This window comes from Stenotrophomonas sp. PFBMAA-4 (assembly GCF_030053215.1).
Taxonomy (GTDB): Bacteria; Pseudomonadota; Gammaproteobacteria; order Xanthomonadales; family Xanthomonadaceae; genus Stenotrophomonas.
On the sequence record NZ_JASGBW010000021.1, the window covers coordinates 31720 to 45582 of the forward strand.

Consider the following 13863-nt stretch of genomic DNA (forward strand, 5'->3'; position numbering starts at 1 on the left):
GCCTTAAAATGTCGTCCAATGGCCAGCAGCTTATCGCAAGCAACTGAACAATGACCCTGTGGGTGCTCGGACTGAATCACCAGACCGCACCGGTGGAGCTGCGCGAACGCGCGGCCTTCGCCGGTGACGCGCTGCCGCGCGCGCTCGGTTCGCTGCGCGATACCCCGCAGATCGCCGAGGCGGTCCTGCTTTCCACCTGCAACCGCACCGAGCTGTACGCGGTGGCCGATTCGCCGCAGGCGCTGGACCAGTGGCTGCACAGCCAGGCCGGCGACCTGCAGGGCTACCTGTACAAGCATGCCGATGCCGATGCGGTGCGCCACCTGTTCCGGGTCGCCACCGGGCTCGATTCAATGGTGCTGGGCGAGCCGCAGATCCTGGGCCAGGTGAAGGACGCCTGGTCCACCGCGCGCGATCACGGCCTGCTCGGCCAGCGCCTGGACCGGCTGTTCCAGCAGACCTTCTCGGTGGCCAAGCGCGCACGCACCGATACCCAGGTGGGCGCCAACCCGGTGTCGGTCGCCTCTGCGGCCGTGCGCCTGGCGCAGAACGCGTTTGCCCGGCTGGATGATTCGACGGTGCTGCTGGTCGGCGCCGGCGAGACCATCGAGCTGGCTGCACGGCACCTGAGCGAAGGCAAGGTGCGCCGCCTGCTGATCGCCAACCGCACCCTGGCCCATGCGCAGGAGCTGGCCACCCGCCATGGCGGCGTGGCGCTGCCGCTGACCGAACTGGAACGCCACCTGGCCGAAGCCGACGTGGTGTTCTCGGCCACTGCCGCACGCGAGCCGGTCATCCACCGCGAGATGGTGGCCAAGGCCCTGCGCGCGCGCCGGCACAAGCCGATGCTGCTGTTCGACCTGGCCGTGCCGCGCGACATCGAGGCCGAGGTCGGCACGCTCAACGATGCGTTCCTGTACACCGTGGACGACCTTGAGCGCGCGGTGGAAGACAACCGCCGCGGCCGCCGCGAGGCTGCCGCCGAGGCCGAAGCGATCATCGACCTGCAGGTGTCGCGTTTCGTCGAAACCCTGCAGGCCAGCGCCCACCAGGCCCCGCTGCGGCAGCTGCGCGCCTTCGGCGAGGCCACCCGCGCCGAACTGCTGGAACGTGCGCGGCAGCAGCTGGCCAATGGCAAGCCGGCCGACGAAGTGCTGGAACTGCTGGCCCATGGCCTGACCAACCGCCTGCTGCACCCGCCGACCGCCGCCCTGCGCGCGGCCGCGCTCAGTGGCGATGCCGACCTGACCCGCGCCGCCGAGCGCCTGTTCCCGGCCACGCCGGGCTACCGCCACCCACCCGTGAGACCCGATGACGCCGACCCTGCGCCGTAAGCTGGAAGCGCTGGCCGAGCGCCGCGAAGAACTGGAACGCCTGCTCGCCGAACCCGACGTGGTCGCCGACAACACCCGTTTCCGCGATCTTTCGCGCGAATTCGCCCAACTTGAACCGGTCGCCACCGCACTGGCCGACGAAGCCCGCGCCAAGGCCGACCTGGCCGCCGCCGAAGGCATGCGTGCCGACCCTGACCTGCGCGAGCTGGCCGACGAGGAAATCGCCGCTGCCCAGGCCCGGCTGCAGGAACTGGAAGAGGAACTGGCCCTGCTGCTGGTGCCGCGCGACCCGCGCGACGAGGGCAACCTGTTCCTGGAAGTGCGCGCCGGCACCGGCGGCGACGAAGCCGCGATCTTCGCCGGCGACCTGTTCCGCATGTACGCCCGCTATGCCGAGCGCCAGGGCTGGAAGGTCGAAATCGAATCGGACAACCCGGGCGAACATGGCGGCTACAAGGAAGTGGTGGCACGCGTGGTCGGCCGCGGCGCGTTCTCGCGCCTGAAGTTCGAATCGGGCACGCACCGCGTGCAGCGCGTGCCGGCCACCGAATCGCAGGGCCGCATCCACACCTCGGCCGCTACCGTGGCGATCATTCCCGAGGCCGACGAGGTGGATGACATCGTCATCAATCCGGCCGACCTGCGGGTGGACACCTTCCGTTCGTCCGGCGCCGGCGGCCAGCACGTCAACAAGACCGAATCGGCCATCCGCATCACCCACGTGCCGACCGGCGTGGTGGTGGAATGCCAGACCGAGCGCAGCCAGCACGCCAACCGCGACAAGGCGATGAAGCGCCTGAAGGCGCAGCTGCTGGATGCCGAGCGCCAGCGCCAGGACGCGGCGCAGGCCGAATCGCGGCGCCTGCAGGTGGGCAGCGGCGACCGCAGCCAGCGCATCCGCACCTACAACTTCCCGCAGGGGCGGATCACCGACCACCGCGTGGAAGGCCTGACCCTGTACGACCTGCCCAACATCCTGTCCGGCGACCTCGACGCCCTGCTGCAGCGCCTGAGCCACGAGCATCAGGTGGATGCGCTGGCGCAGCTGTCGGCGGGCTGAGCCGATGTCGGCCTGGCAGCAACGGCAGCAACTGCAGCAGGCGCTGGCACGCCAGCCCGGTGACTTCATCGCCTGGGTGATGCTGGCCGACCTGGAACTGGAAGCCGGCGACATCGGCGCCGGCGAACGCGCCGCGCGCCGCGCCCTGCAGCTGCGGCCGAACCATCCCGAGGCACTGGCCCGGCTGGGCCGGGTGGCCTGGATGGCCGGTGCCCACGCCGACGCGGCGACGCTGCTCGGCCAGGCCTCCGCGCTGGCACCGGAGCATCCGGGCATCGCCCTGTGGCTGGGCCATGCACTGGAAGATGCCGACGACGCCGAGGGCGCAGCGGCCGCCTACCGCCGCGCACACGCGCTGCTGCCGGGCGAGCCGTACATCGCCGCGCAGCGCCTCGCCTGGCAGCGCCGCCTGTGTGACTGGCAGGACGTGGACGCGCTGGCCGCACAGGTACGCGCCGCGGTTGCCAGCGGCCAGGGCGTGGTCGAGCCCTTCGCTTTCCTCAGCGAGGATGCCAGCGCCGCCGAGCAGCTGGCCTGCGCGCGTGCGCGTGCCGCAGCGGTGGCCGCCGCCGTGCGCCCGCTGCCGGCCGTGCCCGTGCGTGCACGGGGGCCGCTGCGCATCGGCTTCCTCTCCAATGGGTTCGGCGCGCACCCCACCGGCCTGCTGACCGTGGCACTGCTGGAACACCTGCAGGCGGACCCGGCGCTGCAGCTGCACCTGTTCGCGCTGAACCGCAATGACGGCAGCCGCATCCGCCAGCGCCTGCAGTCCGCGGTGCGGCTGCACGAGGTGGCCGGCCAGCGCCATGCCGAGACCGCTGCGCAGATCCGTGCGCAGGGCATCGACGTACTGTTCGACCTGCGTGGCTGGGGCGGTGGCGGCACGCCGGAAGTGCTGGCCATGCGCCCTGCCCCGCTGCAGTTGAACTGGCTGGCCTACCCCGGCACGTCCGGCGCGCCGTGGCTGGATGCGGTGGTCGGCGATGCGTTCGCCCTGCCGCCGGCGCTGGAACCGCACTACAGCGAGCGCGTGCTGCGCCTGCCGCGCGCGTTCCAGCCGTCGGACAACACGCGCGTGCTGCAGCCCGCGCCGACCCGGGCCGAGTGCGGCCTGCCCGAGCGGGGCGTGGTGTTCTGCTGCTTCAACAACAGCTACAAGTTGAACCCGCGCAGCGCCGGCCGTGCCTTCGCGGTGCTGCAGGCGGTGCCCGGCAGCGTGCTGTGGCTGCTGTCCGGCCCGGGCCAGGCCGATGCGCGCCTGCGTGCGGCCGCGCAGGCCGCCGGCGTGGATCCGGCACGGCTGGTGTTCATGGCGAAGCTGCCCCACCCGCAGTACCTGGCCCGCTACGCGCTGGCCGACCTGTTCCTGGACACGCATCCGTACAACGCCCACACCACCGCGTCGGATGCGCTGTGGGCCGGCTGCCCGGTACTGACCTGCCCCGGCGACACCTTCGCCGCACGCGTGGCCGGCAGCCTCAACCATCATCTCGGCCTGACGCACATGAACGTGGCCGATGATGCCGCCTTCATCGCCACCGCCAGCGCACTGGGCAACGACCCGGCCGCGCTGGCCGCACTGCGCGCCGAGCTGGCGCAGGCACGCGGGCGCAGCGGCGTGTTCGACATGGACGGCTTCGCCACCGATCTGTCCGCGTTGCTGCAGCAGCTGGCGGGCGAGCAGGGCTGGCTGGGCGCACAGTGAACGACCGCACCGCCTTCGACCAGGTACTGCCCCTGCTGCAGGCCGCTCAACGCGAAACCATCGACGGGCTGCGGCACAGCCCGGGCACGCCTGCCCTGCTGGAGCGCAAGCGGCAGCTGGATCGTGCGATGGCCTGCCTGCAGCTGTGCGCACAGCACGCGATCGACGGGCGCGCACAGGTGACGGTGCTGCCATGGGCAGGCGATGCGTTCGGCAGTTTTGGAGTGTTTGAACTGGACGAGGAAGGCCAGCCGGCCAATGGCCAGGTCATGCAGCTGGACGATGTACGGCTGGAACTGCTGCCCGGCGATCTGCTGGTACAGGGGACCGGCCGGCTGCCTGAGGAACCGGCGGAGTAAGGCCGGACGCCGGTCATCCCTCGTCGACACGCCCTGGGCGACCGCTGCGCTACGCTCGGGCTTCCTTCCAGCGTGGTGCAACGATGGGCAAGCTCAAGCGCAAGGAGTACGACGAACTGCTGCAGCCGCTGCAGCTGGAACTGACCGCGATGGCGCGCTGGGTGCAGCACAGCGGGCAACGCCTGCTGGTGCTGTTCGAGGGCCGCGATACCGCCGGCAAAGGCGGCGCGATCCAGGCGATCAGCCAACACCTCAACCCGCGCCAATGCCGGGTGGTGGCGCTGCCGAAGCCGACCGACCGTGAATCGACGCAGTGGTATTTCCAGCGCTACGCCAGCCATCTGCCGGCGGCGGGCGAGATCGTGCTGATGGACCGCAGCTGGTACAACCGCGCTGGCGTGGAACGGGTGATGGGCTACTGCAGCGAGGCCGAATACCAGCAGTTCCTGCACCAGGCGCCGGTGTTCGAGCAGTTGCTGGTGGACGACGGCATCCTGCTGTTCAAGTACTGGCTGTGCGTGGACCAGGCGCAGCAGGAAAAGCGTTTCGCCGAACGCCACAGCGATCCGCTGAAGGGTTGGAAACTGTCGCCGGTGGACCTGAAATCACGCAGCAAGTACAGCGCCTACACCGAGGCACGCGAGGCGATGCTGCGGGCGACGCATCGCGAGGCGGCGCCGTGGACGCTGGTGGATTTCAACGACCAGCGGCTGGGGCGGTTGTCGCTGGTGCGCAACCTGCTTGACCGGTTGCCGGATACGCGGGTGGATGAACCGGTGCTGGATCTGCCGAAGTTGAAAGGCAAGCTGCATGTGGAGCACTACGACGTGCTGCGGCCGATCGAGGATTTCCCGGTGCAGGATTAAGGGTGGTTCGGCAGGGCTGCGCCCTGCACCTGCCGAAGCCAAGGCAACGTCAACGTCAACGTCAAAAGCGGGCGATCCGTGGGTTGGCGGGGCGGTGGGCAACGGCTGCTGTTGGTGGGTGCCGACCGTTGGTCGGCACATCTGTCAGATATCGAATGAATTCATCCACGCATGGCGTGGCTCTACTGGCAACTGCTGCTGTTGGTGGGTGCCGACCGTTGGTCGGCACATCTGTCAGACATCGAATGAATTCATCCACGCATGGCGTGGATCTACCGTGCCGACCAACGGTCGGCACCCACCAGAGCAGAACGCCGTTCCGACAGATCGCGGAGAACTGTCGAAGGCGGGGTGGGTCCGGTTGAGGGGGTGTGAGCGGCATGGATGCCGCGACCAAGCCCCCATGGATGGGTTTACGGCGTCCCCCTCAACCGGACCCACCCCGCCAACCCACGGAATGCCAGCTTCTGCTGTTGAGGTTGCCGGCCAGCGGCCGGCACTACCGCAGGTGCAGGGCTGCAAGCCCTGCAAACAAAAAACCTACTTTGCAGCAGCGATCTGCTGTTCGATGTCAGCAGCGGTCACCGGCCCCAGGAACGTGTGCGCGACCTTGCCCTTCGGGTCGATCAGGTGGGTCAGCGGCAGGCCGCGCGGGATCGCGAAGTCGGCCGGCGGGTCGAACGGGTCGACCACCACGATCGGATAGGTCACCGGATGCTTGGCCAGAAACGCCTGCATCTCCGGCGTCTCGATGTCCTCGTAGGCCAGGCCCACCACCTCGACGTTGCTGCGCATCGCATGCAACGCCGACAGCTCCGGCATCTCCTTGCGGCACGGTGCACACCACGTCGCCCAGAAATTCACCACCACCCACTTGCCGCGGTGCGCGGCCAGGTCGTACTCGCTGCCGTCGATGGCCTTCATCTTCAACGCCGGGAACTCGGCCGTGGTGCGCTCGGCCGGGTTCTCGTCGGTACCTTCCGCAGCTGCCGGGGGCGCGGGCGCCGGTGCCTGGGCCGGCGGCGTGCTGCTGGCCGGGGTCGGTTCCTGCGCGGGCTTGCAGGCGGCCAGGGCCAGCAGCAGGGCAAGCGGCAGGGCCTTCAACAAGGGCGTGCGGATCATGGTGTGTCTCCGGAATCAGGGTAGATGTCGCTGACACGGCGCTTGAGGCGCTCGCGCAGCGGCAGGCGAAGTTCGTCCAGGGCGGCCAGCGCGGCCTGGCCCAGGCTGTCATCGCGGTACGGCAGGTGCTGCTCGGACACCGGGATGCGCAACTGGGTGCATTCGTAGAGGTCGGCCAGGCTGACCTGGTCCAGGTCGCGCGCCAGCAGCCACTCGCCACGCTCGTCGCGGCGCAGCAGGCCGATGTCCTGCAGGTTGCAGGCCAGGTCCTGCAGCAGCGAATCGGTCAGCATCGGCTCCAGCCGCAGGATCTCATCGTCGGCCAGGCCGCGGCCCTTGCCGCGCGCATGGTGGAAGCGCCCGAGCAGGCGCAGCAGGCCGTAGAACTCGAAGCCCTGCGGCAGGCGCAGCTCCACTGGCTGGTAGCGGAAGGCGGCCATCGACGAGGCCAGCGAAGCCCCCAGCAGCACCGCCACCCAGCACAGGTAGATCCACAGCAGCAGGATCGGCACGAAGGCAACCGTGCCGTAGAGCTTCTGGTAGGACTGGAAGCTGCCCAGGTAGGCACCGATGCCCCACTTGATCAGCTCAAGCAATACCGCCGCCAGCACCGCGCCGGGAATCGCATGCCGCCACTTCACCGTGTGGTGCGGTACCACGCGGAACATCAGCATGATGCAGACGAACTCGATCAGCACCGGCGCCAGCCGCAGCGACAGGTCGGCCAGCCAGCGCCCTTCCTGGGTGCCGAACAGCGGCATCGCGAACACCCGCGCCGACACTGCCAGCGAAGCGGCCGCGAGCATGGCGCCCAGGGTCAGCACGGTCCAGTAGACCAGGAAGCGGGTCAGCTTGGGCCGCGTGCTGCCCACCCGCCAGATCTGGTTGAAGGTTTCCTCGACGCTGTTGAGGGTGATCAGCAGCGAAACCACCAGGGCGATGAAGCCGGCGGCGGTGAGCTGGCCGGCACTGGCCGAGAACTGCCGCAGGTAGCCCTCCGCCGCGCGCGCGGCGCTGGGCACGAAGTTGGAGAACACGTAGTCGCTGAGCTGGTCGCTCCAGCGGTCGAACACCGGGAATGCCGACAGCACCCCGAAGACCACGATCGCCAGCGGCACCAGCGCGAACACGGTGGTGTAGGCCAGCGCCGCGGCCGCCTGGAACAGGCGATCGTCGAGGAAGCGGCGCCAGAGGAAGCGACCGAAGCTGGCGGCCCGTGCGCGATCCCGCGCGCGCTCCATCCACAGGTTGAGCGTATCCAGAGGTTCCATCGGCGAAAGGGTACCCGATGCGGAATCGATGCAGGATAGCCATACTGGCATCCACACGATGAGGAGACCTGCACGCGATGGGCGAGATTCTGGTGCTTTACTACAGCCGGGGCGGTTCGGTGGCACGGCTGGCGCGCCAGATCGCGCGGGGCATCGGCGAAGTGCCGGGCATGACCGCGCGCCTGCGCACGGTGCCGCCGGTGGCCGCAGTGACCCAGACCGCGCAGCCGCCGGTACCCGATGACGGCGCGCCCTACGTGAGCGTGCAGGACCTGGCCGACTGCCAGGGCGTGCTGCTCGGCAGCCCGACGCGCTTCGGCAACATGGCCGCACCGGTCAAGCATTTCCTCGATGGTCTGGGCGCGGAGTGGGTCAACGGCACCCTGGCCGGCAAGCCTGCCGGTGTGTTCACCTCCACCGCCTCGATGCACGGCGGCCAGGAATCGACCCTGCTGTCGATGCAGGTGCCGCTGCTGCACCACGGCTGCCTGATCGTCGGCATTCCCTTCACCGAACCGGCGCTGAGCCATACCACCAGTGGCGGTACGCCTTATGGCGCCAGCCATGTGGCCGGTGCAGCGGACGACCCGCAACCGACCGACGACGAGGCCGTCCTGGCCCGCGCGCTGGGCCGCCGGGTGGCCGACATCGCACAGCGGCTGGCCCGATGAATACCGCGCCGCGCACGGTCCTGCTGCTGGCCCTGCTGGGCCTGGCGGCGCTGTACGTGGGCTGGTTCATCAATGACAAGCACTGGCTGGCCACCCAGCTGGTGTTCACCGCACCGCCACTGGCGCTGGCCATCGCCCTGCGCCTGGGCTGGCGCAAGGCCGGTTTCTGGGCCTCGGTGCTGGCCCTGGGCTGGTTCAGCCATGGCGTGATGAGTGCATGGAGCCACCCGGAGACCCGCTGGCTGGCGTTGATCGAGACGGCCCTGGCTTTGCTGGTCATCTTCGCCGCCAGCCTGCCGGGGTTGCGCGCCCGCTTCAGCAAGCGACGCTGACGCTGCGGCCGCCGGGCCTTATCATCTGTGTTCCCGGCCCCGCGCCGCTGTACCTGTCCTGGTTTCGCGCATGCACATGATGGAAGAGCTCCTGGTCGTCACCACCGGCGGCACGATCGACAAGATCTACTTCGACGACAAGTCGGACTACCAGATCGGTGATCCGCAGATCGGCATGATCCTGCGGGAGCTCGGTGTGACCTTCCGCTTCAACGTGATTCCGATCCTGCGCAAGGATTCGCTGCACATCAACGACGACGACCGCGAGCTGATCCGCGCGACCATCGCCGCGCAGGCGACCCGGCACGTGCTGGTCACCCATGGCACTGATTCGATGGTGCAGACCGGCCAGGTGCTGGCGACGATCCCGGACAAGACCATCGTGATGACCGGCGCGCTGAGCCCGGCACGCTTCCGTGGCTCGGATGCGGAGTTCAACATCGGCTGTGCGATCGGTGCGGTGCAGTCGCTGCCGACCGGTGTGTACATCGCGATGAACGGCCGCATCTTCGATCCGCAGCATGTGCGCAAGAACGTGGCGGCCAACCGGTTCGAGTCGGTCTGACGAACCTGTAGTGCCGAGCCCATGCTCGGCAGCTCCCTGACAGCCGAGCGTGGGTTCGGCCCCAGAAAAACACCCCGGCCGAAGCCGGGGCGTGCCCTTGGAGAGGGACTTGGGCTCAGTACTGGGCGTTGAGGCTGACGCCCGAGAAGGTGCTGTAACCCTTCACCCGGACATGCCAGGTGCCGGCGGCGGGGTTGTTGATGGTGCAGGTTTCGTTGTTGCCGCTCAGGTACGGGCGGCAGGTATAGGTCGTGTCGGTCGGGGCGCTGCCCTGGCGCACGTACAGGTCGGCATCACCGCTGCCGCCGCTGATCGCCACGCGCAGTTGCGAGCGGCCGGCCGGCACCTGCACCGTGTAGCTGAGCGAAGCACCGCTGGAGGCCCCCAGGCCGGTCACCGGCACGTTGTTCTGCAGCACGGTGCCACCCGGGTTCGGGTTGCCGCCGCCGGTACCGTTGATGGCCGCGGTGACCGCTGCATCGGCATCGATGATGCCTGCGCCGCAGCCGCCCGAGCAGGCGCCCGGCAAGGGACGTGCGGTGCTCTTGATGATGCTCTCCACCTGCGCCGGGCTCAGCGGCGAGGGTGCCACCGACTGCATCAGCGCGACCACGCCGGCCACGTGCGGCGCCGCCATCGAGGTGCCGTTGTAGGAGGCGTAGGTTGCGCTGGCCGGCACCGTGGTGCCGGTGTTGAGGGTGGAGAGGATGTTCGCGCCTGGTGCGGAGATGTCGATGCCGGTGCCGTAGTTGGAGAAGCTGGCCTTGGCGCCGGTCGAGGTGGTCGCAGCGACAGCCACGACGTTGGCGCAGTTGGCCGGCACCGAGGTGGAAACGTTGGCCGACTCGTTGCCGGCGGCCACCACCACGGTGGTGCCACGGCCGACTGCGCCGTTGATGGCGTTCTGGTAGGTGGTCGAGCAGCTGCCGCCGCCACCCAGCGACATGTTGATGACCTCCGCCGGGTTGGCGTTGGCCGGCACGCCGCTGACCGTGCCACCGGAGGCCCAGGTGATGGCGTCGACGATGTCCGAGGTGTAGCCGCCGCACTTGCCGAGCACGCGCACCGGCACGACCTTGGCGTTGTAGGCGGTACCGGCCACGCCGGTGCTGTTGTTGGTCACCGCGGCGATGGTGCCGGCCACATGGGTGCCGTGCCAGCTGGAGCTGGAGGCCGGATAACCGGCGCCGCACTCGTTGGCGGCGTACCAGTCACCCTCGTCGTTCGGGTTGTTGTCGCGGCCGCCGCCATCGCGCGCCATCGCGGCATCGCTGATGAAGTCGTAGCCGGGCAGGATGTTGGCGTTCAGATCCGGGTGGCTGGTGATGCCGGTATCGATGACGGCCACGACCACGCCGGTGCCGGTGGCCTTGTCCCAGGCCGGGCGCACGTTGATCGAGGCGTTGGACGTGCCGAAGCCCCACTGCTCGCTCAGGCGGGCATCGTTCGGGGTCAGCGTGGCACGCATGATCTGGTCGACTTCCACGTACTCGACGTTCGGGTCGGCGGCGAGCTTGCGCATCAGCAGCTCGGATTCGGCCTGGTCCAGCGCGCGGTCGGAGCGCACCACGCTCGGACCGGTGGCCAGGCGGCGGATCTGCTGCAGGCCAAGGGCGCGCCCCTGGGCGCTGGGCAGGCCGGCGGCGGCCGTCTTCAGCGAGGAGGCCAGTGCGGTGGTGTTGGCCACCAGCTGGCTGCCGTCCTTGTACTTGACGATGAATTGCTGGTGCACCGGCGCGGACTTCAACCCGCTGAGCTGGACATCGCCAGCGAAGGCCGGGGCGGCCAGCAGCAGGGAGGTGACGACGGACGCACTGAGAACCACCCACGACCTGCGCAGACGCAGTTGCGAAACCTGGGACATCGGAATTTCCCTTTCTAGTGGTGTGAATGCCGGAATCGGCAGAAGCACCGGCCCGAGCGCGCGATGGAGGTGTGCACGCATGGCTCGAAGTCCGGTCAGTCAGCGGATTCCCCTGCGACCCGCCGTGCTGTTGACGCTAATGGCCCGAAACGGACTCCACAAGATTTTCAGCGTCTTTTCAGGAACATGAAATGTCTGATCTGAGACGTGATGGGTGTAGGGTTTGTGAAGGTGAAGGAACTTTCACCCGCCCTATACGGACATGAACGGGACTTTGACTGTCCCGTCATGTCTTTGCCGACATCGGCAGGCTGGCTGCCGGGGATGGTTCCTGAAACGCAGAAAGCCCGTCGCGGGGACGGGCTTTCCGGGTACGGCAGCCGAGCGTGGGCTCGGCTCTACAGACCTGGTGCGGGCGGATCAGCCCAGCTTGACCAGCCAGTTGTGGCGGTCCGGCTGGCGGCCGTACTGGATGTCGGTCAGTTCCTTGCGCAGCGACATGGTCACTTCGCCGGCTGGAGCGTTGATGTCGCCCACCGAGAAGCCCTCGCCCTTGAGCTGGCCGATCGGGGTGACCACCGCGGCGGTACCGCAGGCGAACACTTCGGCGATGTCGCCGGAGGCCACGCCGTTCTTCCACTCGTCGATGGTGACCTTGCGCTCTTCGACCTTCATGCCGCGGTCGCGGGCCAGCTGCAGGATGCTCTCGCGGGTGATGCCCTCGAGGATGCTGCCGGACAATTCCGGGGTGACCAGGGTGCCGTCCTTGTAGACCAGGAAAACGTTCATGCCGCCCAGTTCTTCCAGGTACTTGCCTTCGACCGGATCAAGGAACAGCACCTGCGAGCAGCCCTGCGCCTGTGCCTTCTGCTGCGGCAGCAGCGAGGCGGCGTAGTTGCCACCGCACTTGGCAGCGCCGGTGCCGCCCTTGGCCGCACGCGCGTATTCGGTGGACAGCCAGATCGACACCGGGGCGACGCCCTTGGCGAAGTACGGGCCGGCCGGGCTGGCGATGACGTAGTAGCCGGCCTTGTGCGCGCCGCGCACGCCGAGGAAGGCTTCGTCGCCGATCATGAACGGACGGAAGTACAGGCTGGATTCGTCGGCCGACGGCACCCAGGCGCTGTCCAGCGCGATCAGCTGCTTCAGCGATTCGACGAAGATCTCCACCGGCAGTTCCGGCAGCGCCAGGCGCTGCGCCGAACGCTGCAGGCGGCGGCCGTTGGCATCGGGGCGGAAGGTCCAGATCGAACCGTCGGCGTGGCGGTAGGCCTTGATGCCTTCGAAGATTTCCTGGCCGTAATGCAGGACGGCGGCGGCCGGGTCCAGCTGCAGCGGACCGTAGGCACGCACGTTGGCGTTGTGCCAGCCGGTGTCCTTGTCCCAGCGCACTTCCACCATGTGATCGGTGAAGTGCAGGCCGAAGCCCGGCTTCTCCAGGATCTGGGCGCGCTCTTCAGCGCTGCGCGGGTGGTCCGAACGGGTGACGGCGAAGCTGGGAATGGACTGGGACACCGGAGGATTCCTGTTCTGGTTGCGGGTAGTGCCGGGCCCGCCGGACAGCGGGCCGTGGGTCAAAGCATGCCGGTTTCGAGCCGGGCGGCCTCGGACATCATGTGCTGGTTCCACGGCGGGTCGAACACCAGGTCGACGTCGGCCTGGGCCACGGTGGGGATCATCTCGAGCTTGCTGCGCACGTCGTCGACCAGGATGTCGCCCATGCCGCAGCCGGGGGCGGTCAGGGTCATCTTCACGTCGATCTCGCGCTGGCCTTCGTCCAGGTGCTTGATCTCGACTTCGTAGACCAGGCCCAGTTCGACGATGTTGACCGGAATTTCCGGGTCGAAGCAGGTGCGCAGCTGCTGCCATACCAGCTGTTCCACCTGTTCATCGGTGGCATCGGCGGGCAGCTCCAGCGGGGCCGGCGCCTCCTTGCCGATGGCGTCGCCGTCCTTGCCGGCGATACGGAACAGGTTGCCTTCGACGAACACCGAATAGCTGCCGCCCAGTGCCTGGGTGATATAGCCATAGCTGCCGGCGGGCAGGGTCACGGTGTCGCCCTGCGGGACCATCACGGCCTCGCAATCGCGTTCGAAGTGGACAGGTTCGCTGCTACGGGAATACATGGGGACCGATATGGGGCCGCGGCCGAAGCCACGCAAGACGGCATTCTAGCCCAGCCGCCCTGCCCCCGCCGGTGCACTGCGGCAAACCACAGTATCCTGTGGGTGTCCTTCAGGGAGCTTCGATGTCCTCCAATGCCGCGCGTGCCAGGACCGTCACCTGGCTTTGGCCCTTCATGTTGCTGCTGGGCCTGGTTGTCGCCCCGATGGTCTGGGTGCTGGTGGCCTTGATGACCGGCCGCCAGGTCGGCTGGATGGCGGTGGTGACCGCCCTGGAACTCACGTTCATGCTGCGCCTGGGCACGCTGGGCCCGGGCCGGCTGCGCGTCGCGCTGGTGGTGCTGGGCACAGCGCTGGTGAGCGCGGTGGCCTACTGGTGCATCGCCAGCGTCTGGATGGGTGGCTCGATGGGGCTGAACCCGATGGATGCCGTGTTGCGGATGGGCCCGCACCTGGCCTGGACCCTGACCAGCCTGGCCAACGGCGCCATGGAATGGATCTGGCTGGCGGTGGGCGTGCTCGTCGGCGCCTGGCTGGCGCGCTGATCACACGGATGCCGGTAGCGCCGGGCCATGCCCGGCGAGCGCAGCG

General features: G+C 68.5%; 14 protein-coding genes. 9 read left to right on the top strand and 5 right to left on the bottom strand.

The window, feature by feature from the left end; all coding sequences use genetic code 11:
• The first annotated feature begins 50 nt into the window (after positions 1 to 50).
• From hemA to ppk2, 5 genes are all read left to right on the top strand, one after another.
• On the top strand, positions 51 to 1334 hold the full coding sequence (hemA, locus tag QMZ26_RS13820) for a glutamyl-tRNA reductase (RefSeq protein ID WP_108746014.1): 1284 nt from the start codon (positions 51 to 53) through the stop codon (positions 1332 to 1334).
• Entirely contained in the window at positions 1312 to 2394 is a 1083-nt protein-coding gene (prfA, locus tag QMZ26_RS13825; RefSeq protein ID WP_108758849.1) for a peptide chain release factor 1, read from the top strand. The genes hemA and prfA overlap by 23 nt, the downstream gene beginning before the upstream one ends.
• A gap of 4 nt (positions 2395 to 2398) precedes the next feature.
• Positions 2399 to 4099: a tetratricopeptide repeat protein gene (locus QMZ26_RS13830; RefSeq protein ID WP_283221804.1), complete on the top strand. Its 1701-nt coding sequence runs from the start codon at positions 2399 to 2401 to the stop codon at positions 4097 to 4099.
• Positions 4096 to 4458 (top strand): hypothetical protein, encoded by a 363-nt coding sequence (locus QMZ26_RS13835; protein ID WP_283221805.1) that lies wholly within the window; start codon positions 4096 to 4098, stop codon positions 4456 to 4458. The genes QMZ26_RS13830 and QMZ26_RS13835 overlap by 4 nt, the downstream gene beginning before the upstream one ends.
• 83 nt (positions 4459 to 4541) lie before the next feature.
• The gene (ppk2, locus tag QMZ26_RS13840; protein ID WP_108746010.1) at positions 4542 to 5324 is read left to right on the top strand and encodes a polyphosphate kinase 2; all 783 of its coding nucleotides are present in this window, start codon (positions 4542 to 4544) and stop codon (positions 5322 to 5324) included.
• Positions 5325 to 5864: 540 nt separating this feature from the next.
• Here ppk2 and QMZ26_RS13845 read toward each other — a convergent pair.
• Positions 5865 to 6446 (bottom strand): TlpA disulfide reductase family protein, encoded by a 582-nt coding sequence (locus QMZ26_RS13845; protein WP_200733671.1) that lies wholly within the window; start codon positions 6444 to 6446, stop codon positions 5865 to 5867.
• Positions 6443 to 7717 carry a YihY family inner membrane protein gene (locus QMZ26_RS13850; RefSeq protein ID WP_200733670.1) on the bottom strand — a complete coding sequence of 425 codons (1275 nt, stop codon included), beginning with the start codon at positions 7715 to 7717 and terminating at the stop codon, positions 6443 to 6445. The genes QMZ26_RS13845 and QMZ26_RS13850 overlap by 4 nt, the downstream gene beginning before the upstream one ends.
• Before the next feature lie 77 nt (positions 7718 to 7794).
• Between QMZ26_RS13850 and wrbA the strand changes: the two genes are divergently transcribed.
• The 3 genes from wrbA to QMZ26_RS13865 all read left to right on the top strand — a co-directional run bounded on the left by wrbA (position 7795) and on the right by QMZ26_RS13865 (position 9285).
• Positions 7795 to 8388: an NAD(P)H:quinone oxidoreductase gene (gene wrbA, locus QMZ26_RS13855; protein WP_079220728.1), complete on the top strand. Its 594-nt coding sequence runs from the start codon at positions 7795 to 7797 to the stop codon at positions 8386 to 8388.
• Complete coding sequence (locus tag QMZ26_RS13860; protein WP_079220727.1) at positions 8385 to 8720, top strand: DUF2069 domain-containing protein; 336 nt, start codon at positions 8385 to 8387, stop codon at positions 8718 to 8720. The genes wrbA and QMZ26_RS13860 overlap by 4 nt, the downstream gene beginning before the upstream one ends.
• Before the next feature lie 79 nt (positions 8721 to 8799).
• A complete protein-coding gene (locus QMZ26_RS13865; protein WP_079220726.1) occupies positions 8800 to 9285 on the top strand; it encodes an asparaginase domain-containing protein in 486 nt (161 codons plus the stop codon).
• A 115-nt stretch (positions 9286 to 9400) separates the two neighbouring features.
• Here the strand turns inward: QMZ26_RS13865 and QMZ26_RS13870 are convergent, their stop codons facing one another.
• The 3 genes from QMZ26_RS13870 to sufT form a co-directional block, all read right to left on the bottom strand.
• Positions 9401 to 11149, bottom strand: coding sequence for a S8 family peptidase (locus QMZ26_RS13870; protein WP_283221806.1), 1749 nt, complete (start codon positions 11147 to 11149; stop codon positions 9401 to 9403).
• Between the two features lie 420 nt (positions 11150 to 11569).
• On the bottom strand, positions 11570 to 12664 hold the full coding sequence (locus QMZ26_RS13875; RefSeq protein ID WP_079220724.1) for a branched-chain amino acid aminotransferase: 1095 nt from the start codon (positions 12662 to 12664) through the stop codon (positions 11570 to 11572).
• Between the two features lie 59 nt (positions 12665 to 12723).
• Positions 12724 to 13275: a putative Fe-S cluster assembly protein SufT gene (gene sufT / locus QMZ26_RS13880; RefSeq protein ID WP_079220723.1), complete on the bottom strand. Its 552-nt coding sequence runs from the start codon at positions 13273 to 13275 to the stop codon at positions 12724 to 12726.
• A 122-nt stretch (positions 13276 to 13397) separates the two neighbouring features.
• Here sufT and QMZ26_RS13885 point away from each other — a divergent pair, with 122 nt between their 5' ends.
• On the top strand, positions 13398 to 13817 hold the full coding sequence (locus QMZ26_RS13885; RefSeq protein WP_283221807.1) for a hypothetical protein: 420 nt from the start codon (positions 13398 to 13400) through the stop codon (positions 13815 to 13817).
• The last annotated feature ends 46 nt before the right edge of the window (positions 13818 to 13863 follow it).

What these genes read in the sequence shown, in the direction of transcription:
- hemA (WP_108746014.1), top strand. Translation starts at nt 51, where the DNA reads ATGACCCTGTGGGTGCTCGGACTGAATCACCAGACCGCACCGGTGGAG.
- prfA (WP_108758849.1), top strand. Translation starts at nt 1,312, where the DNA reads ATGACGCCGACCCTGCGCCGTAAGCTGGAAGCGCTGGCCGAGCGCCGC.
- QMZ26_RS13830 (WP_283221804.1), top strand. Translation starts at nt 2,399, where the DNA reads ATGTCGGCCTGGCAGCAACGGCAGCAACTGCAGCAGGCGCTGGCACGC.
- ppk2 (WP_108746010.1), top strand. Translation starts at nt 4,542, where the DNA reads ATGGGCAAGCTCAAGCGCAAGGAGTACGACGAACTGCTGCAGCCGCTG.
- QMZ26_RS13845 (WP_200733671.1), bottom strand. Translation starts at nt 6,446, where the DNA reads ATGATCCGCACGCCCTTGTTGAAGGCCCTGCCGCTTGCCCTGCTGCTG.
- QMZ26_RS13850 (WP_200733670.1), bottom strand. Translation starts at nt 7,717, where the DNA reads ATGGAACCTCTGGATACGCTCAACCTGTGGATGGAGCGCGCGCGGGAT.
- wrbA (WP_079220728.1), top strand. Translation starts at nt 7,795, where the DNA reads ATGGGCGAGATTCTGGTGCTTTACTACAGCCGGGGCGGTTCGGTGGCA.
- QMZ26_RS13860 (WP_079220727.1), top strand. Translation starts at nt 8,385, where the DNA reads ATGAATACCGCGCCGCGCACGGTCCTGCTGCTGGCCCTGCTGGGCCTG.
- QMZ26_RS13865 (WP_079220726.1), top strand. Translation starts at nt 8,800, where the DNA reads ATGGAAGAGCTCCTGGTCGTCACCACCGGCGGCACGATCGACAAGATC.
- QMZ26_RS13870 (WP_283221806.1), bottom strand. Translation starts at nt 11,149, where the DNA reads ATGTCCCAGGTTTCGCAACTGCGTCTGCGCAGGTCGTGGGTGGTTCTC.
- sufT (WP_079220723.1), bottom strand. Translation starts at nt 13,275, where the DNA reads ATGTATTCCCGTAGCAGCGAACCTGTCCACTTCGAACGCGATTGCGAG.
- QMZ26_RS13885 (WP_283221807.1), top strand. Translation starts at nt 13,398, where the DNA reads ATGTCCTCCAATGCCGCGCGTGCCAGGACCGTCACCTGGCTTTGGCCC.